At 68.0% G+C, this 25,469-nt stretch carries 1 protein-coding gene; it reads right to left on the bottom strand.

Annotation, left to right across the window (positions count from 1 at the left end; all coding sequences use genetic code 11):
* Positions 1–26 precede the first annotated feature (26 nt).
* A complete protein-coding gene (locus tag ULB03_RS01570) occupies positions 27–25,415 on the bottom strand; it encodes a hypothetical protein (RefSeq protein WP_322481567.1) in 25,389 nt (8,462 codons plus the stop codon).
* Positions 25,416–25,469: the final 54 nt, after the last annotated feature.

Here is a 25,469-nt window from a genome sequence, read left to right on the forward strand (position 1 = left end):
CATCGTGGCTTCGTGGGGGCGCCGGGTCAGAAGTCCCAGCTGGCGCGCAGCATGCCGCCGTGGCTCTGGTAATCGCGGCGAAGCTCGCCGTTGTACTCCAGCCGCAGCTTGAAGCCGTCCGACTTCTCCAGGGTGGCGCCCAGCGCCAGGCCCAGTCCGTCCGCCTGCGGGCGGCCGGTGGTGCTGGCGAAGCTGACGCCCGCCAGCGCGCCCGTGGTGGCGATGGGACCGTTCAGGTAGTCGTGCACCCAGAACACCCGCAGGTCCGGCAACAGTCGGCCGATGCCCGTGTCGAAGCGGGTGTCCACCTTCATCCCCACTTCCTGGGTGATGGCGTTGGTCACCAGGGAGTCCACCGCCATGTTGGCCGCCCCGGCGTCCCGCTCCTGATAACCATGGTTGGTCAGCCGCACGGCCCGCACGCTCACCTGCGGCGTCAGGGTGAAGTCCGCCGCCGACGGCAGGTCATAGCCGACGGTGACCTTGCCCAGGTACTGCTCGCCACCGTAGTTGGCGTTGGCGCGGGCGCCCAGGAACTGGATAACGCGGCGCTGGTCGAAGTGGTTGTAGCCGAAGCCCACCTGGCCCTCGACCGACAGCTTCTGGTCGGCGAAGTCCGGACGCCAGACGCTGTAGGCGGTCAGCTGGTAGCTGCCCACGCGGGTGGTGCTGCCGGACATGACGCCCTGGCCGACCGAGGCGCTGTTGATCCAGCTGAAGGCCAGGCCGGCCATGACCTCGTCGCTGGCGAACCAGTCGGCGCCCAGCACCACGCCGGAGCTGCTGGCGCGGTAGCCCGCGGCCTCCGTCGTCGTGCCGCGCAGCACGCCGGCGCCCACGACCTCGCCCCAGATCACGCCCTCGCGCCCGTTGGAGCCGGCGGCGGCACCCTTCTCGCTGCCGTCCATCAGGCTGGCCACCGTCTCCTGGTGCTGGCTGATGGCCGTGGTGGTGGGCGTGACCGAGGTCGCCGTCAGCTGCGGCGTCAGCTGGCTGGGCGACAGCTGCGCCACCGCCACCTGCTTGGCCGCCGGCGTCAGGGTGGCCAAGGGCGCCAGCACCTGCTGCTGGAAGGCCGCCACCTGGGCGTTGGTGGTGATGCTGCTGCTGGCCAGCGCCGCGATCTGGTCCAGGGCCGAGCCCGTGCCCACCGCGGCACCACCCTGGGCGGTGCCCACCGCCGTGTAGTTGGTGGCGGTGCCCGCCACCTTCACCACCAGGTCCGTGTTGCTCCCCACCGTCACCACGTCGCTGGTCACGGTGTAGCCGGTGGCGCTGAAGCTGACCCCGCTGAGGCTCAGCCCGTTGCCCGCCGCCGCGATGGTGTAGGTGCCGGCCTGCAGGGCGTTGCCGCCCGCCCCCTGCAGCGTCACCGACCCGCCCGTCAGGCTGGCGCCGCCGCTGATCACCAGGTTGCCGTAGCTGGTCTGCGACGTGGCCCCGATCACCAGGCCGCCGGCCGTCTGGCTGTAGCCGCCGGTGATGTTCACAGCGCTGGTCACCAGCAGGGTGGCCCCGCTGTTGACCACGCTGTGGCCGCTCACGTTGACCGCGTCGGCCAGCCGCACCGCGCCGCTGGTGAAGCGCAGGTTGGACAGGCGGTTGTCGATGGTGCCGCCGGTGAACACGCCCGGCGCCGTGGTCGTGGCAGCGCCCGTGACCACCAGGTCGTTGGCGCTGAGGTTCACCACATTGCCGCTGATGGTGCCGCTGTTGGCCAAGGCGCCCAGCGTGCCGGTCGAGGCGATGTACAGCGCCGTGGCGCCGCCGGTGGTGTTGGCCAGCGTGCCGGTGACCGCCAGGCTGGCCAGGCTGCCGCCGATGTAGTCGTTGCCCGCCGCCGCCAGCAGGTTGCTGCCGCTGGTCAGCGCGGTGGCCGACAGGCCGGTGATGCCGCTGGTGACCGTGGCGCCGGTGTAGGTGGAGCCGGTGCCGCCCTGGATCAGGGTGACGCTGTCGCCCACCAGATAGTTGGCGGTGCCCGTCAGGCCGGCGTCGACCACGCCGCCCGTCACATTGGCAGCATTGCTGACGGTCAGGACATGGCCGCCCGTGGCCAGCGTGCCGCCGCTCTGGGCGAAGTTGCCCGTGATGCCGACATTGCTGGCCAGGGTCAGGCTGGCGCCGGCGTTGCTGACCGTGTGCGTCGCCACATTGAGGGCATCGCCCAGGCTGATGGCGCCGCTGGCGAACACCACGTTGCTGGCGGTGTTGGTGATGGTGCCGCCGGTGAAGCGGCCTACCGTGCCGTTGCCACCGGTAATCGTCAGATCCCGTGCCGACTGGTTGACCACGTTGCCGATGAGGACACCGCTGTTGGCCAGGCTGCCCAGGGTGCCGGTGGAGGCGATGTACAGCGCCGTGGCGCCGCCGGCGGTGTTGGCCAGCGTGCCGGTAACGTTCAGCGTGTTCAGGCTGGCGCCGATGTAGTCGTTGCCCGCGACCGCCAGCAGGCTGGTGCCGCTGGTGGCCCCGGTGGCGTCCAGGCCCGTCAGGCCGCTGGTCACGGTGGCGCCGGTGTAGGTCGACCCCGCCCCACCCTGGATCAGGGTCACGCTGTCGCCCACAAAATAGTTGCCGGCGCCGCCGATCCCGGCATTGACCGTGCCGCCGCTGACCAGCGCCGGGCCGCTGACCGTCAGCACATGGCCGCCCACGGCCAGGCTGCCCGCGCTCTGGGCGTAGGTGCCGTTGACACCCACATCCGTGGTCAGGGCCAGGGCCGCCCCGATGTTGCTGACCGTGTGCGTGCCGCCCACGTCGATCTGGTCGCCCAGGGCGACCGCACCCGAGGCGAACACCACGTTGGCGCCGGTGTTGCGGATGGTGCCGCCGCTGAAGCTGCCCACCACCGTGCCGCTGCCACCGGTAATCGTCAGATCCCGCGCCGACTGGTTGACCACGTTGCCGCTGATGGTGCCGCTGTTGGCCAGGCTGCCCAGGGTGCCCGTGCTGGCGATGTACAGCGCCGTGGCGCCGCCCGCCGTGTTAACGAGCGTGCCGGTGACGGCGAGGCTGGCCAGGCTGGCGCCGATGTAGTCGTTACCGGCCACGGCCAGCAGGTTGCTGCCGCTGGTGGCACCCGTGGCGTCCAGGCCGGTCAGGCCGCTGACCACCGTGGACCCGGTGTAGGTCGAGCCGTTGCCGCCCCGGATCAGGGTGACGCTGTCACCCACCAGGTAGTTGGCCGTGCCCGCCAGGCCGGCGTTGACCACGCCGCCCGTCACCTGTGCCGCCCCGCTGACGCTCAGGACATGGCCGGCCACGGCCAGGATGCCGGCCGTCTGGCTGTAGGCGCCGGTGATGCTGACGTCGCTGGCCAGGGTCAGGCTGGCGCCGCTGTTGCTGACGGTGTGGCCGGTGGCGTCGATGGCGTCGGCCAGGCTGATGGCCCCCGCCGCGAAGGCCAGGTTGCTCAGGCTGTTGCGGATGGTGCCGCCCGAGAAGCTGCCCACCGTGCCGTTGCTGCCGCCCACGATCACCAGGTCATGGGCGCTGGCGTTGACCACGTTGCCGATGATCGCGCCGCTGTTGGCCAGGGTGCCCAGGCTGCCGGCGCTGGTGATCAGCACCGCCGTGGCGGCGTTGATGGTGCCGGTGTTGCTGAGCGTGCCCAGGGTGCCGCCGACATAGTCGCTGAGCAGGGTCAGCAGCAGGTCGGTGGCGGCACCGTTGGATCCTGAGCCCAGGGTGGCGCTGAAGCCGCTGGCGGCGGCGGTCAGGCCGCTGGTGCTCAGGGCGCCGCCCACCTCGGCGATGGTGTAGCTCTGGCCGGCGATGAGGTTGCTGCCCGACAGCGCCGTGACCGCCACGGTGCCGCCGGTGAAGGCGGCGTCGCCGCTTACCAGCAGCTCACCCGCCGTGCCGCTGCCAATGCCCATGGCCAGGGTGCCGGCCGACTGGCTGTAGTTGCCCGTCACGCTGATAACGTTGGTCAGCAGCACGTTGGCGCCGCTGTTGACCAGCGTGCCCGTGCCGACATTGACCTGGTCGTTCAGCAGCAGATTGCCGCTGGCCAGCGTGACGTTGGCACCGGTGCTGGTGAGGGTGCCGATGCCGGTCTGGCCGGTCAGGGTGCCGACCACCGTGCCGCTGCCGCCGGTGAAGACCAGGGCGTTGGCGCCGCTGTTGACCACGTTGCCGGCGATGACGCCGCTGTTGGCGATGGTGCCGATGCTGCCCTGGTTGTACAGGGCGGTGACGCCGGCGATGGTGCCGCTGTTGCTGAACGCCCCAATGCTGCCGCTGTTGAACAAGCCATAGGCCGCACCGCTGATGGTGCCGCTGTTGGCCACGGCACCGATGCTGCCGGCGTTGTTCAGGCCGGCGGCCGCCGGCGCCGGGGCGTCCAGCAGGGCGCCGGTGTTGACCACCGTGCCGATGGTGCCCTGGTTGTACAGGCCGATCAGGCCCGTGGCCGTGCCGCTGTTGCTGACCAGGCCCACCGTGCCGCGGTTGCGGATGCCGTACTGGGCGCCATTCAGCAAACCGCTGTTGGCCAGGGTGCCCAGGCTGCCACCAGTGGCGATGTAGGCCGCCGTCACCACGCCGGCGACGGTGCCGGTGTTGTTCAGGGTGCCCAGGCTGCCGCCGACATAGTCGTTCACCGCCGCCAGCACCAGGTCGACGGTGAACCCGATGGTGGTGACGCCGGTGCCGATGGTCAGGCCAGTGATGCCGGAGGCGACGGTGACGCCGGTGTAGCTGGAGCCCGCCCCGCCCTGCACCAGGATGACACCGGTGGAGGCGCCCACGACGTAGTTGCCCAGGGTGTCGAGGGTGGTGCTGACCACGCCGCCGCTGATGCTGGCCACCCCGCTGACCGTGGCCGAGAGGGTGCCCAGGGCCAGCGTGCCGCTGGCCTGGCTGTAGTTGCCGGTGATGACCAGGGTGTTGGCCAGGCTCAGGGTGGCGCCGCTGTTGACCACCGTGTGGCTGCCGACATTCATCGCGTCGGCCAGCACCTGGCTGCCGCCGGAGAACAAGACGTCGCTGGCGGTGTTGGTGATGGTGCCGCCGGTCAGGGTGCCGCCGGCACCGCCGATGACCAGGTTGGCCGCCGACAGGTTGACGATGTTGCCGCTGATGGTGCCGCTGTTGGCCAGCAGGCCCAGGGTGGCGCCGGCGCCGTTGTACAGGGCCGTGGCCCCCGACAGCAGGCCGGAGTTGGCCAGTAGGGCGATGGTGCCCGTGTTGCGGATGCCGATGGCGCTGCCGGCGATGGTGCCGGCCTGGGCGAACACTGTGCCCATGACGCCGCTGTTGTCGATGCCGATGCTGCCGGAGACCTGGCCGATATTGACGAACAGGCCGACCGCCCCGGCGTTGTTCACGCCGCTGGTGGCGCCCGTCATGGCGCCGGCGTTGCCCAGCGCCAGGATGGTCCCCTGGTTGTCGATGGCCGCCCCGGTGGTGCCGGTGATGGCACCGTAGCTGACCAGCGTGCCGATGCCGCCCGTGTTGGCCACGCCCACGCCGCCCGTCATGACCCCCAGGGAGCCGACTGTGCCGTTTAGGATGGAGCCGATGGTGCCCAGGTTGTTCAACGCCGCCGTCGCGCCCTGCAGCGTGCCGCTGTTGGTGAGGCTGCCCAGGCTGCCCGTCGCCGCCACGTAGACGGCGTTGCTGGCGCTGATGGTCCCGGTGTTGTTGAGGGTGCCCAGCGTGGCGCCGATGTAGTCGTTCAGCCCGGCGACGACCAGGTTGGTGCCGCTGGTGGTGCCGGTCACGGCCAGGCCGGTCACGCCACCGGCCGCCACGCTGGCGCCGGTGTAGTTGGAGCCGACGCCACCCGCCACCAGGGTGGTGGCGCTGATCTGCCCCGCCAGATAGTTGGCGGTGCCGGACAGGGTGGCCACCACCGTGCCGCCGGTGATGCTGGCCGACCCGCTGACCGCCAGGCGGCCCGTTCCGACATCCAGGGTGCCGGCCGTCTGGCTGTACTGGCCGGTGACGCTGATCAGCGTGCCCAGGCGCACCGAGGCGCCCGTGTTGGACAGGGTGTTGCCACCCACGACGACCTGGTCGTTCAGCAGCAGGCTGCCCGAGGCCAGGACGACGTCGGCGTTGCTGGCCAGGACGCCGACGGCGCCGGATTGGCCGGTCAGGGTGCCGACCGTGCCGCCCGTCCCACCGACGATGGTCAGCGGGCTGCCGCCGGCGTTGTTGATGGTGCCGGCGATGGTGCCGGTGTTCACCAGCGTGCCGATGTGCCCCTGGTTGACCAGCACGGTGCTGCCGTTCAGCACACCGCTGTTGCTGACGGTGCCGACCGAGCCGCCGCTGGCGACATAGATCGCGTTGTCGGCGTTGATGGTGCCGGTGTTGCTGAGCGAGGCCAGCGTGCCGCCGACATAGTCGTTGTTGACGGCCAGCAGCAGGTCGACGTTGCCACCGATGGTGGCAATGGACGTGCCGGTGCTGAGGCCGGCGACACTGGTGACGCTTAAGCCCGCGCCGGCATAGCTGGAGCCGTCGGCGCCCTGCACCAGGGTATAGTTGCCGCCCGCCAGGTAGTTGCCCGTGCTGGACAGGTTGATGCTGACCTGACCGCCGCTGATGCTGGCGACCCCGCTGACCACCAGTTGCCCGGTGCCGGGGGTGACCGCCAGTGTGCCGGCCGACTGGCTGTAATTGCCCGTGATGCTGATCGCGCTGGCCAAGGCCAGCGTGGCGCCGGTGTTGGACACCATGTTGGTGCCAACGTCGATGGCATCGCCCAGCGCCAGGGCGCCGCCGCTGAACACCACATTGTGCGACGTGCTGCTGATCAGGCCGCCGGTCAGCGTGCCCACCGTGCCGCCACTGCCGCCGCCGATGGTGAGGTCGCCGCCGCCGTTGTTGGTGATGGTGCCGTTGATGACGCCGCTGTTGACCAGCGTGCCGATGGTGGCCGTGCCCGACAGCATCAGGGCGCCGGTGCCGTTGAGGGTGCCCAGCAGCGTTCCGCTGTTGATGAAGGTGTCGATGTTGGAACTGGCGAAGACGCCGCCGTTACCGCCCAGCACGCCACTGTTCACCACGGTGCTGATGACGGCGCCGTGCTGGTAGAGGCCGAGGTTGCTGCCGATGCGGCCGCTGTTGACCAGGGTGCCGATGGTGCCGGCGTTGTTGATGGCGGTGTTGCCGCTGAGCACGCCGCTGTTGTTCAACGTGGCGATGGTGCCGATGTTCTCCAGGCCATAGCTGGCGGCGATGATGGTGCCGCTGTTGCCCAGGGTGCCGATCAGCCCGGTGTTCTCCACCCCGGCGCCGCTGACGGTGGCGGCGATGGTGCCGCCGGCGTTCAGCAGCGTGCCGATGGTGCCGGTGTTGTACAGGGCGTCGCTGAAATGCGCGCCGCTGACACGGATGACGCCGCTGTTGGACAGCGTGCCGATGCTGCCGGCGTTGCGCACGCCCGCCGCCGTGGTGCTGACCCCCACGCCGGCCAGGGTGCCGCTGTTGTTCAGCGTGCCCACGGTGCCATTGAAGGTGACATAGGCCGCGTAGAGCACGCCGCCGATGCTACCGGTGTTGCCCAGGCTGGCCAGGCTGCCGCCGATGTAATCGTTCTGCGCCATGACCACCAGGTTGGTGCCGCTGGTGGCGCCGCCCACGGCCAGGCCGAAGATGGTGCCGGCGGCAACGTTGACGCCGGTGTAGTTCGACCCGACGCCGCCCGTCACCAGGGTGCTGCCCGCCTGGCCCGCGATGTAGTTGGCCGCGCTGGACAGAGTGGTCACCACCGTGCCGCCGGTGATGCTGGCCACCCCACTGACCGCCAGCTGGGCGCCGCTGGCCAGCACCAGGGTGCCCGCGTTCTGGCTGTAATTGCCCGTCACGCTGATGATGGTGTTCAGCTGCACCGACGCGCCAGCGTTGGACAGCACGCCGCCGGTGGTGCCGACATTGACCATGTCGTTCAGCAGCAGGTTGCCGGACGCCAGGGTCACATTGCCCAGCGTGCTGCTGATCGTGCCCACCGTGCCCGTCAGCCCGGTGAAGGTGCCGACCAGGCTGCCGGAACCGCCGACCAGGGTGAGCTCCTGGCCGCTCAGGTTCGTGACGCTGCCCGCCACGATGCCGCTGTTCACCACCAGGCCCAGGCTGCCGCTGTTGACCAGCGCCGCCTGGCCACCGGTCAGCAGCCCGCTGTTGACCAGCGTGCCGATGGTGCCGGCGTTGGCCACGCCGGCGACGGCACCGGCCAGGGCGCCGCTGTTGCCCAGGGTGCCGAGGCTGCCGCTGGCCGCCACATAAAGGGCCGAACCGCCGCCGATGCTGCCGGTGCTGGTCAGCGTGGCCAAGGTGCCGCCGACATAGTCGTTGCCGATGGTGGCCACCAGGGCGTTGCCGAGGACGCTGCCGCCCAGCTCAAGGCCGGTGATCCCGGCGCCGACCAGGGCGGGCGCGTAGCTGGAGCCCGCCCCGCCACTGATCAGGGTGGACAGGCCGCCCGCGAGGTAGTTGCCGGTGACGCTGTAACCGCCGACCTGGATGCCACCGGCGGTGACGTTGGCGGTGCCGGTGACGACCAGCCCGCCACCGGCGCCAATGCTGAGCGTCCCGCTGTTGCCAAGGGTGCCCTGGTTGTAGTTGCCGGCGATGGTGATGAGGGTGCCCACCTGCACGGTGCCGCCACCGATGTTCAGGACGGTGCCGTTGGAGACATTGATCCCGTCGTCCAGGCGGGTAGTGCCGCCAGCGAAGACGATGCCGGCGCCCGCGCTGGTGATGGTGCCGATGCTGCCGCCAGCCCCGATCAGCGTTCCGGCCAGGGTGCCGGCGCCACCAACGATGGTGAGCGCGTTGGCCGAGGCGTTGACGATGTCGCCCTGGATGACGCCGCTGTTGGCCAGCGTGCCCAGGCTGCCGGTGCTCGCGATATACACCGCCGTGCGAGCCGTCAGCAGGCCGCTGTTGGTGAGGGTCGCGAGGGTGCCGCCGATGTAGTCGTTGGCGATGGCCAGCACCAGGTTGTCACCCAGGATGGTGGTGGCCAGGCCCAGGCCATCGATGGTGCCCGCCGCCGTGATGGTGGCGCCGGCATAGCTGGAACCGGCACCGCCGGCCACCAGCGTGGTCAGGCCGTTGGCCAGGTAGTTGGCGGCGCTGGACAGGCTGACCTGGACCAGGCCGCCGCTGATGCTGGCGGCACCGCTGACCGCCAGTTCACCCAGCGTCCCCAGGGCCAGCGTGCCAGCCGCCTGGGAATAGGCGCCGGTGATGCCGACCACGGTGTCGAGGCGCAGCGAGGCGCCGCTGTTGACGACGGTATGGCTGCCGACGTCGATGGCGTCGGCCAGCAGCAATTGTCCCCCGGCGAACACCAGGTTGGACGCGGTGTTGTTGATGCTGCCGCCCGTCAGGGTGCCGGCGGCGGCGATGCCGCCCGTCAGCACCAGATCCCGCGCCGACAGGTTCACGATGTTGCCGCTGATGGTGCCGCTGTTGGCCAGCGTGCCCAGGGTGGCGCCGGCCGCGTTGTAGACGGCCGTGGCGCCGGCGAGCAGCCCCTGGTTCTGCAGGGTACCGATGGTCCCCAGGTTGTTGACCGCCGCGATGCCGCCCTGCACGGTGCCGGTGTTGGACAAGGTGCCGACACTGCCGGTGGCGGCCACGTACACGGCGTTGCCCGCGATCAGGCTGCCGCTGTTGAGCAAGGTGCCCTGGGCGCCCCCGATGTAGTCATTGGCGACGGCCAGGTAGAGGCTGTCGCCGCCGGCGCTGCCCGTCACCTCCAGGCCCGTGACGCCCGAGGTGTAAGAGAGTCCGGTGAAGGTGGAGCCTATGCTGCCGGCCACCACGGTGGCGCCGGTGCCGGCCATGATGTTGGCGGTGCTGGAAAGGCCGGCGAGCACGACCGTGCCGCCGGTCAGGCTGGCGGCGCCACTCACCGCCAGTTGGCCACCGCCGTAAGCCACGGCCAGCGTGCCCGCAGCCTGGCTGTAATTGCCGGTGACGCTGACCACCGTGTCGATCCGGACCGAGGCGCCGCTGTTGACCAGCGTGCCGGTGCCCACATCCACCTGGTCGTTCAGCAGCAGGTTGCCGCCCCCGAGCACCACGTCGGCGCCGGAGCTGGTCAAGGTGCCGACGCCGGCATACCCGGTGAGGGTACCCACCGTGCCGGCGCCGCCGCCGGTGATGGTCAGGGGGGTGACGCCGTCATTCTGGATATCGCCGGCGATGGTGCCGCTGTTGATGACCAAGCCGATGGTGCCGCTGTTGGCCAGGGCGACGGGTCCGCTGATCAAACCGCTGTTGGACAGCACGCCGATGGTGCCCTGGTTCAGCACCGCCGCGGCCGTGCCCGACCCGGCGTTGATCTGCGTACTGATCAGGCGGCCGGTGTTGACCAGCGTGCCAATGCTGCCCTGCTGGTTGGCGATGCCATTGGTGCCATCCGCCAGCAGCGTGCCGCTGTTGGACAACAGGCCGATGGTGCCGTTGTTGATGACACCGGTGCCAGCCACGCTGATCAGCGCGGTGTTGAGCAGCGTACCCACGCCGCCCAGGTTCTTGACGCCCCAGGTGCCGTTGAGCGTGCCGTGGTTGGACAGGGTGCCGACGCTGCCCGTGCCGGCCACGAACACGCCGGTGGCCGCACTGATGACGCCGCTGTTGCTGAGGCTGGACAGCGTGCCGCCGACATAGTCGTTGGCGATGGTCATCAGCAGGTTCTGGCCGGCGGTGGCGCCGCCGCCAATCAGGCCCGTCACCCCACTGGTGACCGTGGCGCCGGCATAGCTGGACCCGGCGCCGCCCTGGACCAGGGTGTAGGCGGCCGACCCCACCGTGTAATTGCCGCCGGCGTCCAGGCTGCCCACGACCGTGCCGCCGATGATGCTGGCCGCCCCGCTGACGGACAGCGGGCTGGTGGCGGCGTTCAGCGCCAGGGTGCCGTTCGTCTGGCGATAGGCGCCGGCAATGGTCACGATGCTGGGCAGCGTCAGGCTGGCGCCAGCGTTCAGCACCGTGTTGGACCCGGCATTGATGCTGTCGTTCAGCAGCAGGTTGCCCGACGCGAACACCAGGTCGCCGCTGGTGGTGATGGTGCCCTGGCCGGTCCCGGCGGACAGGCCGGTCAGGGTGCCCACAGTGCCGAAGCCGCCGCCGGTGATGGTCAGCGTGCCGCCGGCGTTGGCGATATCGCCCTGGATCAGGCCGGTGTTGGCCACCTGGCCCACGGTGCCGGCGATATAGAGGGCCGCGGCGCTGCCGCTGAGCGTGCCACTGTTGAGCAGGGTGCCGATGCTGCCCCCCGCCGCGACATGCAGGGCATGGGTCACACCGCTGACGCTGATGGTATTGGCCAGGGTGACCATGCCGGCGCCGACATAGTCGTTGGCGAAGCCCAGCACCAGGTTGCTGCCGCTGACGGCGCTGGCGCTGGTGAGACCGATGGCGCCGGTGGTGATAACCGTGGCGCCGGCGTAGCCGGAACCGGTGGTTCCCGTGACCAGCGTGGCGCCGGCGCCGGCGAGATAGATGCCGGTGTCGGACAGGTTGGCCAGGACGGTGCCGCCGCTGATGCTGGCGACACCGCTGACCGCCAGCTGCGCGCCGGCACCCAGCACCAGCGTGCCCGCGCTTTGGCTGTAGGCGCCGGTGACGCCGATGACCGTGCCCAAGGTCAGCGCGGCCCCGCTGTTCACCAGGGTATGGCCGGTGACGGTGACGACGTCGTTCAGGGCCAACGCGCCGGAGGCGAACACGACGTTGCCGGCCGTGTTGCTGAGGGTGCCCAGGGTGCCCTGGGTGGTGCCGGCCAAGGTGCCGACCGTACCGCCCGTGCCCCCGGTGAAGACCAGGTCCTGTGCCGCCTGGTTGACGATGTTGCCCGCGATCAGCCCGCTGTTGCTGATGGTGCCCAGGGTTCCGGTGCTGCGATTGAACAGGGCGGTACGGCCGCTGATCGTGCCGCTGTTGGACAGCGCGCCGATGGTGCGGGAATTGTAGATGCCGTAATGGGTGCCGCTGATGATGCCCTGGTTGACCAGGGCGGCGATGGTGCCGCCATTGTTCACCCCCGCAGCCAGCGGCGCGGGGGCGTCCACCAGGGCGCCGGTGTTCAGCACCGTGCCGATGCTGCCCAGATTATAAAGGCCGATGCTGCCGGTGGCCGTGCCGGTGTTCTCAAGCTGGCCGATGGTGCCCTGGTTCAGAATGCCGTAGAGCGAGCCCGACAGCAGGGCGCTGTTGGTCAACGTGCCGATGCTGCCGCTGCTGGCGACCCTGATGGGAATGGTGACGCCGCTGATGGTGCCGCTGTTGTTCAGCGTGGCCAGGGTGCCGCCGATATAGTCGCTGAGCGGGTTCAGCAGCAGGTCGACAGCGCCGCCGATGGTCGCCGTGGCGCCGGCCAGGACCAGATTGCCGATGGTGGAGGCGACGGTGACGCCGGTGTAATCGGACCCCGCACCGCCCTGCACCAGGGTGCCGGCGATGGTGTTGACGATATAGTTGGCATGGTCGTCCAGCAGGGCCACCACGCCGCCGCCGCTGATGCTGGCGGCGCCGCTGACCGACAGCAGGCCGGTACCCGGCGTCAAGACGATGCCGCCGTCCGTCTGGCTGTAATTGCCGGCGATGCTGATGGGCGAGGTCAAGCTGAGCACGGCGCCGCTGTTGACCACCGTCTGGCTGCCGACGGTGATATCGTCGTTCAGCGACAGGTAGCCGCCGGCGAACACCAGGTTGGCGCCGGTGTTGGTGATGGTGCCCACGTTGGTGAGCGTGGCCCCCGTCAGCAGGCCCGACAGCCCGGTGTTGGTGCCACCGATGATGGTCAGCGGCCGGCTGCCGGCGTTGACGATGTTGCCCAGCACCGTGCCGTTGTTGAACAGGGTGCCGAGCGTGCCCCCGCTGCCGATGGACAGGGCGGTGGAACCGCCGGACAGCTGCCCGCTGTTGCTGAGCAGGACCAGCGTGCCGCTGACCTGCACGCCCCCGCCGCCGGTGATGGTGCCGGTGTTGGCCAGCGTGCCGATGCGGCCGCTGTCGCTGATCCCGCCCTGGATCAGGGCGCTGTTGGTCAGGAAGCTGATGACACCGCTGCTGCTGATGCCGTGCTGGATGGTGCCGAAGTTGGTGAGATTGGCGATGCTGCCATAGTTCGTCAGGGCCGGCAGGCTGGTCGAGCTGATGAGACCGACATTGTTCAGGTTGCCGATGGTGCCGTTGTTGACCACGCCCAGGAAATTGCCGGCGATAGTGCCAGGACCCGCGTTGAGGAGCGTGTCGATGACCCCCTCGTTGTCCAGCGGGTTGCCGCCGCTCAGGGTGCCGCTGTTGACCAAGGTGCCGACGCGGCCACTGGACGCGACATAGATGGGAACGCCGGCGCCCAGGCTGCCCGAGTTGGTCAGCGTGGCCAGGGTGCCGCCGACATAGTCGCTGATGGCCGTGGCCCGCAGGCTGATGGTGCCGCCGCCACTGACCGTTCCCGTCTGCAGGCTGAGGGGCAGGCCGCCGCCCGCCATCGCCTGGACACCGGTGTAGTCGGAACTGCCATTGCCGGTCACCAGGGTGCCGATGACGGACCCGGCCAGATAGTTCCCGGTGCTGGACAGGTTGGTGACGACGGAACCGCCGGTCAGGCTGGCCGCACCGGTCACCACCAGCCGGCCGCTGCCCGGGGTGACCGTCAGGCCGCCGGCGGCCTGGCTGTAGTTGCCGACGACGGTCATGGGCGTGTTCAGCCCCAGGGATGCGCCGCTGTTCACCAGCGTATGACCGGTGACGACAACCCTGTCGTTCAGCAGCAGGTTGCCCGAGGCCAGGGTGATGTCGGCACCGGTGTTGTTGAGGGTGCCGACCATGCCCTCCATGCCGGTGAAGGTACCAACCGTGGTGCCCGTGCCCCCCTGGAGGACCAGGGCATGGGTGCTTTGGTTGTTGATGTCGCCGGCGATGGTGCCGCTGTTGACCAGTGTGCCCAGGCTGCCGGCACTGCCGATATTGATGACGGCTTGCGTGCTTTCGGACATCAAGCGGCCGCTGTTGGACAGCGTGCCCAGGGTGCCGTCGATCTGCACCACGCCTTGGGCCTGAGACTGCGACGACAGCAGGCCCGTGTTCACCAACGCGTCCATGCGGTTGGCCACGGAAACGGCCATCACGCCGGCATTGATGGTGCCGGTGTTGGTCAGGGTGCCGTAGACGCCCGTACCGCTCACGGCCGTTTGGTCGCTGGCGATGGTGCCGTCGTTCTGGATGGAGCCGATGGTGCCCAGGTTGACGATGCCCATCGTGGCGCCGATGGTGCCGGTGTTGCTGAGCGTGCCCAGGCTGCCCAGCGTGTTGACATAAACGCCGGTGTTGAAGCCGATGCTGCCGGCATTGCCGATCGACGCGAGGACGGTGCCGATGTAGTCGTTGGAGCTGACCAGCGCCAGGTCGACCCGCTGGGTCAGGGATGGCGTGGCCCAGCTGACGATGGTGGTGGACAGGGCCGCGCCCTGCGTCAGCCCCGCCGGCGTCCATGAGAAGCCGCCGTTGCTGGTGTAATCGGACCCCAGGCCGCCCTGGACCAGCGTCAACTGCTGACCCACCGTGAAGTTGGAGGTGGGGTCCAGGACCACGCGGACGTTGGCGTGGTTGGTAAGGGTGGCGGCACCAGAGATCGACAGCGCGCTGACGCGGGGGTCGTTCAGGGTCAGGGTGCCGCCCGACTGGCGGTAATTGCCAGTGATGCCGACCACGCTGCCCACCACCAGGGTGGCGCCGCTGTTGATCACCGTCTGGCTGCCGGCGTTGATGCTGTCGTTCAGCAGCACGGCGCCGGAGGCGAACACCACGTTGGACAGGGTGTTGGTGATGCCGCCCATGCCGGTCAGGCCGGTCAGCGTGCCCACGCTGCCGCCGGTGCCGCCCAGGATGCTGAGATCGCGTGTCGAGTTGTTGGTGATGGCACCGGCGATGACGCCGCTGTTGACCAGGGTGCCAAGCTGGGCGGAAGCCCCGATGACCAGGGCGCCGCTGCCCCCACGGATGGTCCCGCTGTTGACCAGGGTGCCGATGGTGCCCGCGTCGAAAACGCCATACCCCGTGGCGTTGCCACCGCCCGCCAGCGTGCCGCTGTTGGTGAAGGACCCCAGGCTGCCGGTGGCGCCGACGTACAGAGCGGTCTGCGCGGTGATGGTGCCGCTGTTGCCGGCGCTGCTCAGCAGGGTGCCGACGTAGTCGTTGGCATAGGCGGCCAGCAGATTGTTGCCGCTGGAGGAACCGGCCAGCGCCAAGCCCGGAACGGCCCCGGCGGAGAGGATCACGCCGGTGTAGTCAGAGCCGCCACCGCCCACGACCACCGTGGTCGCGGCCTGCGTAGCCAGATAATTGGCCGTGGCCGACTGAGGCGTCACTATCGTGCCGCCGGACAGCAGCGCGGCGCCCGTGACCGACAGTTGCGCCCCGCTGGCCAATTGCAGGGTGCCGGCGCTCTGGCTGTAGGCGCCCGTGACCGTGACGATGGTGGCCAGCGTCAGGCTGGCGCCCAGGTTGGCCAGGGTATTGCCGGTGACGTCCACGCTGTCGTTCAACAGCAGGTTGCCACTGGCGAACACCAGGCCATCCGTGCCGGTCAGCTGACCCTGACTGGTCAGGTCGCGCCCCGTCAGTGTTCCGACCGTGCCCCCGGTGCCGCCGGTGATGGTCAGGACGCTGCCGCTGCCCACGAATATGCTGCCGGCGATGGTGCCGCTGTTGGCCAGCGCCCCCAGCGTGCCATAGTCATTCAGCGCCCTGTCCGCCTGGATCAGGCCACTGTTGATCAGCGTTCCCACACTGCCGGCGAGATAAACACCCGAACTGCCGCTGCCCGACGTGCCGAGCATGACACCGCTGTTGGTCAGCGTGGCGACGGCGCCGCCATAGTCCAAGAGGAAGGCGACGTTGCGGCCCTGGATGGTGCCGCTGTTGCTCAGCAGGCCGATGCTGCCGCCATTGCGCACGGCGAAGTAACTGCTGGCGATGAGCCCGCTGTTGCTCAGCGTCCCGATGGTGCCGCTAGAAAGGTTCTGAACGGCGCTGCCGCCCGTGATCGTTCCCGTGCCCGTGTTGGCCAGCAACCCGATGGTGCCCAGGTTGGCAACGGCGCCGCCAAAACCGGCCCCAAGGCTGCCGCTGTTGGTCAGGGTGCCGATGGTGCCGGACGCCTCGACATGGACGCCGTTGGACGAACCGGTGATGACGCCCGAGGTATCATTGACCAGCGTCCCGATCATGCCTGTGACGTAGACGCCACCGCCGGAATTGCCCCCCCTCAGGGTTCCGCTGTTGTTAAAGCTTCCCAGGCTGCCCGCGCTGGCCACATACAGGCCATAGGTGACGCCCCCGATGCTGCCGGTGTTGGCCAGGCTGCCCAGCGTACCGCCGACGTAGTCGTTGCCGATGGTCAGCAGCAGGTTATTGCCGCTGCCCACCGCACTAGCGGCCAGGCCAGCAATCGCATCGCCCAGCGTCGCGGTGTAGCTGGAACCGCTGGAGCCGGCCACCAAGGTGCGGCCGCCCGCGGTGTAGTTGCCGCCGGCGGACAGGCCGGCCAGCACCGTGCCCCCGACGGTGGCGACGTCGCTCACCACCAGTTCGCCGCTTTGCCCCAGGCTCAAGGTGCCGGAGGCGCCCTGGCTGAACGCGCCGGTGACGGCGACGACAGTGGACAGCGTGAGGCTGGCGCCCGTGTTGGCCAAGGTATGGCCGGTGACATCCACGGTGTCATTCAGCAGCAGATTGCCGCTGGCCAGGACCACGTCGGCATTGGACGTCAGCATTCCTTGGCTGGTCAGGTCACCGCCCGTCAGCGTGCCGATGGTCGCGCCGGTGCCACCAAGGATGGTCAGGACACGGCCGGAACTGTTGATGATCGAGCCGGCGATGATCCCGCTGTTGATCAGCGTGCCCAGGGTGCCGCTCAGATTCAGCGCGTAGTTACTTCCCTGGATAAGCCCACTGTTGGCGATCTGGCCGATCGTGCCGCTGGCCGCGATAGCCCAGTTGCCGCTGATGGTGCCGCTGTTGGCCAGCGTGCCGATGCTGCCAGCGGCGTTTATGGCGACGTTGCTGCCTTGGATGGTGCCACTGTTATCGAGGCTGCCGATGCCACCGCTGTTGAAGATGGCGAAGAAGCCGGTGATGCTGCCGCTGTTGATCAGCGTGCCGATGCTGCCGCCGGTATTGTTGCCCAGGCCGCTGTTGTTGCTGAGAATGCCACCGCTGTTGTTCAGCGTGCCGATGGACCCATAGTTGCGCAGGTTCAAAAACGCGCTGATGGTGCCGCTGTTGTCCAGCGTGCCGATGACACCGCCGATCGTGTTCAGGAAGCCATAGGACATCCCGGTGATGCTGCCGCTGTTGCTCAGCGACCCGATGGTGCCCGCGTTGAAAACGCCCTCGCCCACCTGATCGCCATTCAGCACACCGCTGTTGACGAAGGTGCCCAGGCTGCCGCTGGCGGCGACATACAGGCCAGCCTGCACACCGTTGATGGTGCCGGTGTTGGCCAAGCTGCCCAGCGTGCCGCCGACATAGTCGTTGCCGATGGCCAGCAGCAGGTTGTTGCCGCTGCCCACGGCGCTGGCGGCCAGGCCGGCAACCGCCCCATCGCCCAGCGTCACGGTGTAGCTGGAACCGCTGGAACCGGCCACCAACGTGCGGCCACTCACGGTGTAGTTGGCATCGGCGGACAGGCCGGCCAGCACCGTGCCCCCGACGGTGGCGACGCCGCTCGCCACCAGTTCGCCGCTTTGTCCCAGGCTCAAGGTGCCGGAGGCGCCCTGGCTGAACGCGCCGGTAACGGCGACGACGGTGGACAGCGTCAGGCTGGCGCCGGTGTTGGCCAGGGTATTGCCGGTGACGTCGACAGCGTCATTCAGCAACAGGTTGCCATTGGCGAACACCAGGCCATTCGTGCCGGTCAGTTGGCCCTGGCTGGTCAGGTCACGCCCCGTCAGTGTTCCGACCGTGCCCCCGCTGCCGCCGGTGATGGTCAGGACGCTGCCGGCCACAAATATGCTGCCGGCGATGGTGCCGCTGTTGGCCAGTCCCCCCAGCGTGCCATAGTCATTCAGCGCCCTGTCCGCCTGGATCAGGCCACTGTTGATCAGCGTTCCCACACTGCCGGCGAGATAAACACCCGAACTGCCGCTGCCCGACGTGCCGAGCATGACACCGCTGTTGATCAGCGTGGCGACGACGCCGCCATAGTCCAAGAGGAAGGCGACGTTGCGGCCCTGGATGGTGCCGCTGTTGCTCAGCAGGCCGATGCTACCGCCATTGCGCACGGCGAAGTAACTGCTGGCGATGAGCCCGCTGTTGCTCAGCGTCCCGATGGTGCCGCTAGAAAGGTTCTGAACGGCGCTGCCGCCCGTGATCGTTCCCGTGCCGGTGTTCTCCAGCAACCCGATGGTGCCCAGGTTGGCAACGGCGCCGCCAAAACCGGCCCCAAGGTTGCCGCTGTTGGTCAGGGTCCCGATGGTGCCGGACGCCTCGACATGGACGCCATTGGACGAACCGGTGATGACGCCCGAGGTGTCATTGAACAGCGTCCCGATGCCGCCCGTGACATAGACGCCCCCGCCCCCAACGCCGCCGGTCAATGCGCCGGTGTTGCTGAAACTGCCCAGCGTCCCCGCCACAAACAGGGCCTTCTGGGCCTGGATGACATCGCTGTTGTCCAGGCTGCCCAGCGTGCCGCCAATGTAATCGTTGCCGATGGTCAACAGCAGGTTGTTGGCGCCATCCGCCGCGATGCTGGCCACCAAGCCGGCGACCGTGCCGCCCAGGACGGCGGCGGCGTAGCTGGACCCCGCCCCGCCGGCCACCAGGGTGGCCGCGCCCGCCGTGTAGTTGCCGGCCGAGGACAAGCCAGCCAGGACCGTGCCGGCGATGGTCGCGCCATCGCTGACCACCAATTCGCCATTGCCGCCCAAACTCAAGGTGCCGGACGCGCCCTGGCTATAGGCACCGGTGATGCTGACGACGGTGGTGAGCGCCAGGCTGGCGCCGCTGTTCACCACCGTGTGGCCAGTGGCGACGATGCTGTCGTTCAGCAGCAGGTTGCCGCCAATGAAGGCCACGTCAGCATTGCTGATGAGCCTGCCCAGGCTGCCGGCCAGTCCGGTCAGGGTGCCGATGGTGGCCCCGGTGCCGCCGCTGATGGTCAGGACGGTGCCGCTGCGGTTGTTCACCGTGCCCTGGATCAGGCCACTGTCCACCAGCGCGCCCAGGACCCCGTCGATGACCAGGGCGCTGGCGGTGCCGTTGATGGTGCCGCTGTTGATCAGGGTCAGGATGGTGCCGCCCACGGCGATGGCGCGCGTGCTGCCCGTGATGGTGCCGCTGTTGACCAGGATGCCGGTGGTGCCCTGGCCGTAGTAACCGACGCTGCCGCCGGTGATGATGCCGCTGTTGTTTACCAGGCCGATGGTGCCGCCGTTGCTCACGCCAACCGACGCACCTGAGATATAGCCCGCGTTGCTAAGCGTCCCCAGCGTCCCGTAGTTGGAGAAGCCCGCCGCCGACCACGGGGCGCCCTGGCCAATCAGCGTGGCACCGGCCCTGTTGATAAGGGTGCCGAGATAACCGCCGGTCGCGATGCTGACGGCGATCGTGGCGGCGCTGACGGTGCCATCGTTGGTGAAGGTGCCCAGGCTGCCGGAGGTGGCGATATACGCGCCCACCGCGCCCGCGCCGATGCTGCCGCTGTTGCCCAGGCTGCCCAGCGTCCCGCCGATGTAATCGTTGGTGATGGTCAGCAGCAGGTTGGTGCCGCTGCCCGCGACGCTGGCCGCCAGGCCGGTGATGGTGTCGCCCAGGACGGCGGTGTAGGTGGACCCACCCCCGCCGGCCACCAGGGTGGTGCCGCCCACGGTGTAGTTGGCGCCCTGGGAAAGGCCGGCCAGCACGGTGCCCGCCACGGTGGCGGCGTCACTGACCACCAGTTCGGCGCCCGTGCCCAGACTCAAGGTGCCGGACGCGCCCTGGCTGAACGCGCCGGTGATGCTGACGATGGTGTCGAGCGCCAGCGACGCGCCGCTGTTCACCACGGTATGGCCGGTGACGGTGATGCTGTCGTTCAGCAACAGATTGCCCGACGAGAACAGCAGGTTCGCCAGGGTATTGACGATGGTGCCCATGCCGGACTGGCCGGTCAGGGTACCGATGGTGCCGCCGCTGCCGCCGGCGATGGTTAGTCCGGTAACGTCGTCGTTCTGGATAAGGCCGGCGATGACGCCACTGTTGATGATCGACCCGATGCTACCGGCATTGTACAGGGCGAAGCTCGCACCCGTGATCGTGCCGCTGTTGATGATCAGGCCAATGGTGCCGCCCCGGTTGCCGATGCCGGACTGGCCGCTGATCATGCCGGTGTTGTTGAGGGTCCCCAGGGTCGCGTTGCTGATGCCATCGCCGAACAGCAGGATGGCCGGGCCCTGAACGCCCTGGATCGCGCCGCTGTTGTCGATCCTACCGATCGTGACATCGTTGCTCCCGAAACTTGGGCTGGTGCCTATCCGGACGCCGATGAGGCCGTTGATGGTGCCGCTGTTGCTGAGGGTGCCGAGAGCCGCCGACGTGCCTGTCACGCCGCTGAAGGCCAAGGCGGTCGTCCCGCCACCGCTGAGGATGCCCCCCTGGTTAACCAGCGTGCCAACATACCCACCCGCCACGATCCTCATGGCCCGCTGACCGGCCATGAGGGTACCCGAACCAGTGTTGGTCAGGGTGCCGATGGTGCCGCCAACGTACAGCGCCGTGGTCATGCCAGCCAACAATGCGCTGTTCGACAGGCTGCCGACGCTGCCATGGGCGGCGATGTAAATCGGCAATTGGGCGGAATTGAAATTGGTGGTGTTGATCAGGCTGCCCAGCGTGCCGCCGATGTAGTCGTTTGTCACCGTCAGCAGCAGGTTGTTGCCGCTGACGCTGCTCCCCACGTCCGTCACACCGGCAATGGTATTGCTGATGTTGACGGTGGCGCCGCTGTAGTCGGCGCCATTGGCCGCGCCGACCAGGGTGATGGCCGTGTCCACCAGGTAATTGGCCGTGTCCGACGTGGCGGCCGTCACCATGCCGGCAATGGTGGCATTGCCGCCACCCAAGACCTGCAACTGCCCGGCGGTACCCAGATTCAGGGTGCCGCTGGCGGACTGGACGTAGTTGCCGGTGATGCTGACGATGGTGGACAGCGTCAGGTTGGCGCCGGTGTTGAAAACCGTGTGGCTGCTGGCGCCGATGCTGTCATTCAACAGCAGGTTGCCGCCGACCAGGGTGGTGTCGCCCGTCAGGCTGATGAAGCCCTGCGTGCCGGGGGTATATCCGCTAAAGGTGCCGACCGTCGCACCGCTGCCGCCCTGTATGGTGGCAATGGAAAAGCTGTTGAGGCCAAAAGCGGGGGTGAAGTTACCCAGGATGGTGCCGCTGTTGTTCAGGGTCCCGATATATCCGCCACTGATGGCGGCGCTGCCGGCGATCAGGCCGCTGTTGCTCAAGACGCTGATGACGCCGCCATAGTTCTGTATCGCGGTGATTCTATTGGTGATGGTGCCGGCATTGGTCAGCTGGCCGATGGTGCCTGTATTGGAAAGAGCGGCGACGTAGTTTGCGGCAATAGTGCCGCTGTTGATCAGCGTGCCGATGCTGCCCGAGCTAGTAAGGCCAGTGTTGCTTCCGGACAGAATACCGCTATTGCTCAGGCTGCCGATCAGCCCCCGGTTGAAAACGCCGCCCGCGGTCGAGCCATACATCCGGCCACCGTTCAACAGCGCGCCGATGGTGCCCGTGTTCCAAACGCCGGCATTGGCTGAGATGGAACCGCCGTTGTTCAGCGTGGCAATGGTACCGCCGTTGAAGATCGCGAAGGTTCTGGAACTGATGGTGCCACTGTTGGTCAGCAGGCCAAGGGTGCCCTGGTTCTGAATGGCGGCTTTGCTGGTAGAGCTCCTGACAACACTGTTGTTGATCAGCGTGCCGATACTGCCCTGATTGTTGACGCCCCTGAATTGGCCGCTCGAAAGCGTGCCGTCGTTGGTCAGCGTGCCGATGCCGCCCGTGCTGGCGACATACAAGGCGGTGGCGGACGGGGCGGTGATGCTGCTGACGTTGTGCAGCGTGGCCAGCGTGCCGCCGATGTAGTCGTTGCCGACGGTCAGCAGCAGATTGTTGCCGACCGTGCTGGTGGCGCTGGTAAGGCTGGTCAGGGTGCCGATGGAAACGGTGGCGCCGGCCAGCGACAGGCTGGACCCGCCGACCAGGGTGGAAACGCCTGCCAGGTAGTTGCCGAGGCTGGAGAAGGTGGACAGCACCGTGCCGCCGGACAGGGTGGCGCCGCCGCTGACGATCAAGCCCTCCTGGGTGGGGCCGATCACCAGGGTACCACCCGTCTGGCTGTAGGCGCCGGTGATTCTGACGATGGAGTTGAGCGCCAGCGACGCGCCACTGTTCACCACGGTATGGCCGGTGGCGTTGATGCTGTCGTTCAGCAGCAGATTGCCCGACGCGAACACCAGGTTCGCCGAGGTGTTGAGGATGGTGCCCATGCCGGACTGGCCGGTCAGGGTGCCGATGGTACCGGACGCCCCGCCGGTGATGGTCAGCGCAGAGGCGCTGTCGTTGAGAATGTTGCCGGCGATGAGGCCGCTGTTGGTCACAGGGCCCAGCGTGGCGCCGGATGCCACCAGCAGGGCGGTGGGGCCGCTGATGGTACCGCTGTTGTTGATGACACCGACCGTGCCGCCATTGATGGAAATGCCCACCTGCGTCCCGACGATCCGACCGCTGTTGGTGATCGTTCCGATGGTGCCTTGGCTGTAAATACCCCCGGTATTGCCGCTGATCAGCCCGCTGTTGGTGATCTGGCCGATAGAGGCGCTATTCAGGTTGTTCCCAATGCCGCTGCTGGCGCCGCTGGTGATCGTGCCGGTGTTGACGATGCTGGCGATGGTACCGCCGCCGTTGGCGATGCCGCCGGCAGCACCCGCCCCCGCGACGGCCACGATACGGCCCTGGTTGGTGATGGTGCCGACCTGGGCGCCGCTGTTCAGAAAGATGCCCCTGGTGTTCCCGGATAGCGTGCCGCTGTTGCTTAAGCTTCCCACCGATCCGGTGCCGGCCAGATAAATGGCGGTCTTCGCAGCGCTGATCGTGCTGCTGTTGCTGAGGCTGGCCAGCGTGCCGCCGATGTAGTCGTTGCCGACGGTCAGCAGCAGATTGTTGCCGACCGTGCTGGTGGCGCTGGTAAGGCTGGTCAGGGTGCCGATGGAAACGGTGGCGCCGGCCAGCGACAGGCTGGACCCGCCGACCAGGGTGGAAACGCCTGCCAGGTAGTTGCCAAGGCTGGAGAAGGTGGACAGCACCGTGCCGCCGGACAGGGTGGCGCCGCCGCTGACGATCAAGCCCCCCTGGGTGGGGCCGATCACCAGGGTACCACCCGTCTGGCTGTAGGCGCCGGTGATGCTGACGATGGAGTTGAGCGCCAGCGACGCGCCACTGTTCACCACGGTATGGCCGGCGGCGTTGATGTTGTCGTTCAGCAGCAGATTGCCGCCGGTGAACGCCAGGTTGGACAGCGTGCTGACGATGCTGCCCATGTTGGTGACGGTGTAGCCGGTCAGCGTGCCGATGGTGGCGCCGGTGCCGCCGCTGATGGACAGGACGTTGGCGCTGTGGTTGAGGATGTCGCCGGCGACCAGCCCGCTGTTGCTGAACCCGTTGACGATGGCGCCGGTCAGGGTCAGCGCGTTGGGACCGCTGATGGTGCCGCCGGCCAGATTGATCAGGGTTCCCAGGGTGCTGTAGTTCGCGATCGCGTTGGCACCGTCGCTGATGAGGCCCCTGTTGCTTAAGGTTCCCACCGACCCGGAGAGGATGTAAATAGCCGCCGTGGTTCCGCTGGCGGTGCCGTGGCTGATGATGGTGCCGGTATTGCTGATCTGGCCCACGGAACCATCGAGGACGAGTCCTGCGCTCTTCCCGCTGATCAGTCCATTATTAGTGAGCTGGGCGATGTCCTGGACCCACACCCCGGTATTGTTGTCGCCGACGATGGTGCCAGTGACGTTGTTGACGATGGTGCCGATTGAACCAAAATCATCGAGGCCTTGCTTGCCGCCCCTGATCAAGCCGCTGTTGATGAGGCTGCCGGTATTCCCCCCATCCCCCAAATAAACGCCCGTGGTGCCGCCGTAGAACGTACCTATGTTGCTAATCGTGCCGATGGACCCGCCGTTGCCCGACCCCGTAAAGGCCATATAGAGACCGCGCGCACTACCGCTGATCGTCCCGCTGTTGGTCAGGGTGCCGACCGTGCCGGTCAGGGCGATGTACACGCCGCTCGCGACGCCGCTGATGGTGCCGCTGTTGCCGATGCTGGCCAGCGTGCCGCCGACGTAGTCACTGTTGGCCATCAGCAACAAATTGTTGCCGTTCACGGTGCCGCTGGCCGCCAAGGAGCCGACCGCCAGCGTGACGCCGACGGCCACGCCGGCGTAGTCGGACGCGCCGCTAGCCTGCACCAGGGTGGACACCACGGTGCCGGCCAGATAGTTGCCGGTGCTGGACAGGCCAGCCAGGATGGTGCCACCGGTGATGCTGGCGGCGCCGGTGACGGACAGCGCGCCGGCCGTACCCAGCACCAGTTGGCCAGCCGTCTGGCTGTAGGTGCCGGCGACACCGGCCACCGTGGTCAAGGTCAGGGCGGCGCCAGCGTTGCTGACGGTGTATCCGATGGCGGTGATGTTGTCGTTCAGCAGCAAATTGCCCGATGCGAACACCAGGCCACCGCCGGTTAGGGTTATGGTGCCCGGGGTGGTCAGGGCATAGCCGGTCAGCGTGCCCACCGTGGCACCCGACCCGCCGGATATCGTCAGCGTGTTGTGACCGGTGTAAAGGACGTCGCCGGCGATGGTCCCGCTGTTCTCAATTGAATTGATGGTGCCGGGAATATTATTGAATGATGAATTCAGCAGCGCATAGCTGGCGCCCTCAATCAGGCCGGAATTGATGATGGTCCCAATAAAGCCGGCGTTGTGGATGGCGTCGCTGGCCGCACCGCCGATCGTGCCGCTGTTGACGATGAAGCCAATGCTGCTGCTGGTGTTGTTATTGGAGATTCCGCTGATACTACCGCTGTTGGTCAGCGTGCTTATCAAGCCCTGGTTGAACAGACCGGTATTCGCGATCAGGGTGCCGCTGTTGCTGAACGTGCCGATCGTTGAAAAGTTGCCAAAGGCGGTACTGACGCCACCAGCGGTTACAGTGACGCCAGACACGATGGAATAGGTGGTGACGATACTGGAGTTGCTTAGCCCGCTGCGGGACGACGTGATGGTGACGTCGCCCCCATGGGCGGGGCGGGGCGTGGCCAGGACTAAGCCGACCACCATCAGGGAAGAGCCGGCCAGCAGCGCCTTCGTGGACTTCTCACGCTTCATCATCATCCCCAAACCCCTGCCCCACACCCCTGGGCGGACGGGAAATGGGAACAGGTGCGG

Source organism: Nitrospirillum goiasense, from assembly GCF_034427435.1.
Classification (GTDB): Bacteria; Pseudomonadota; Alphaproteobacteria; order Azospirillales; family Azospirillaceae; genus Nitrospirillum.

Coding starts and splice junctions, on each gene's coding strand:
- ULB03_RS01570 (WP_322481567.1), bottom strand. CDS start 25,415: ATGATGATGAAGCGTGAGAAGTCCACGAAGGCGCTGCTGGCCGGCTCT.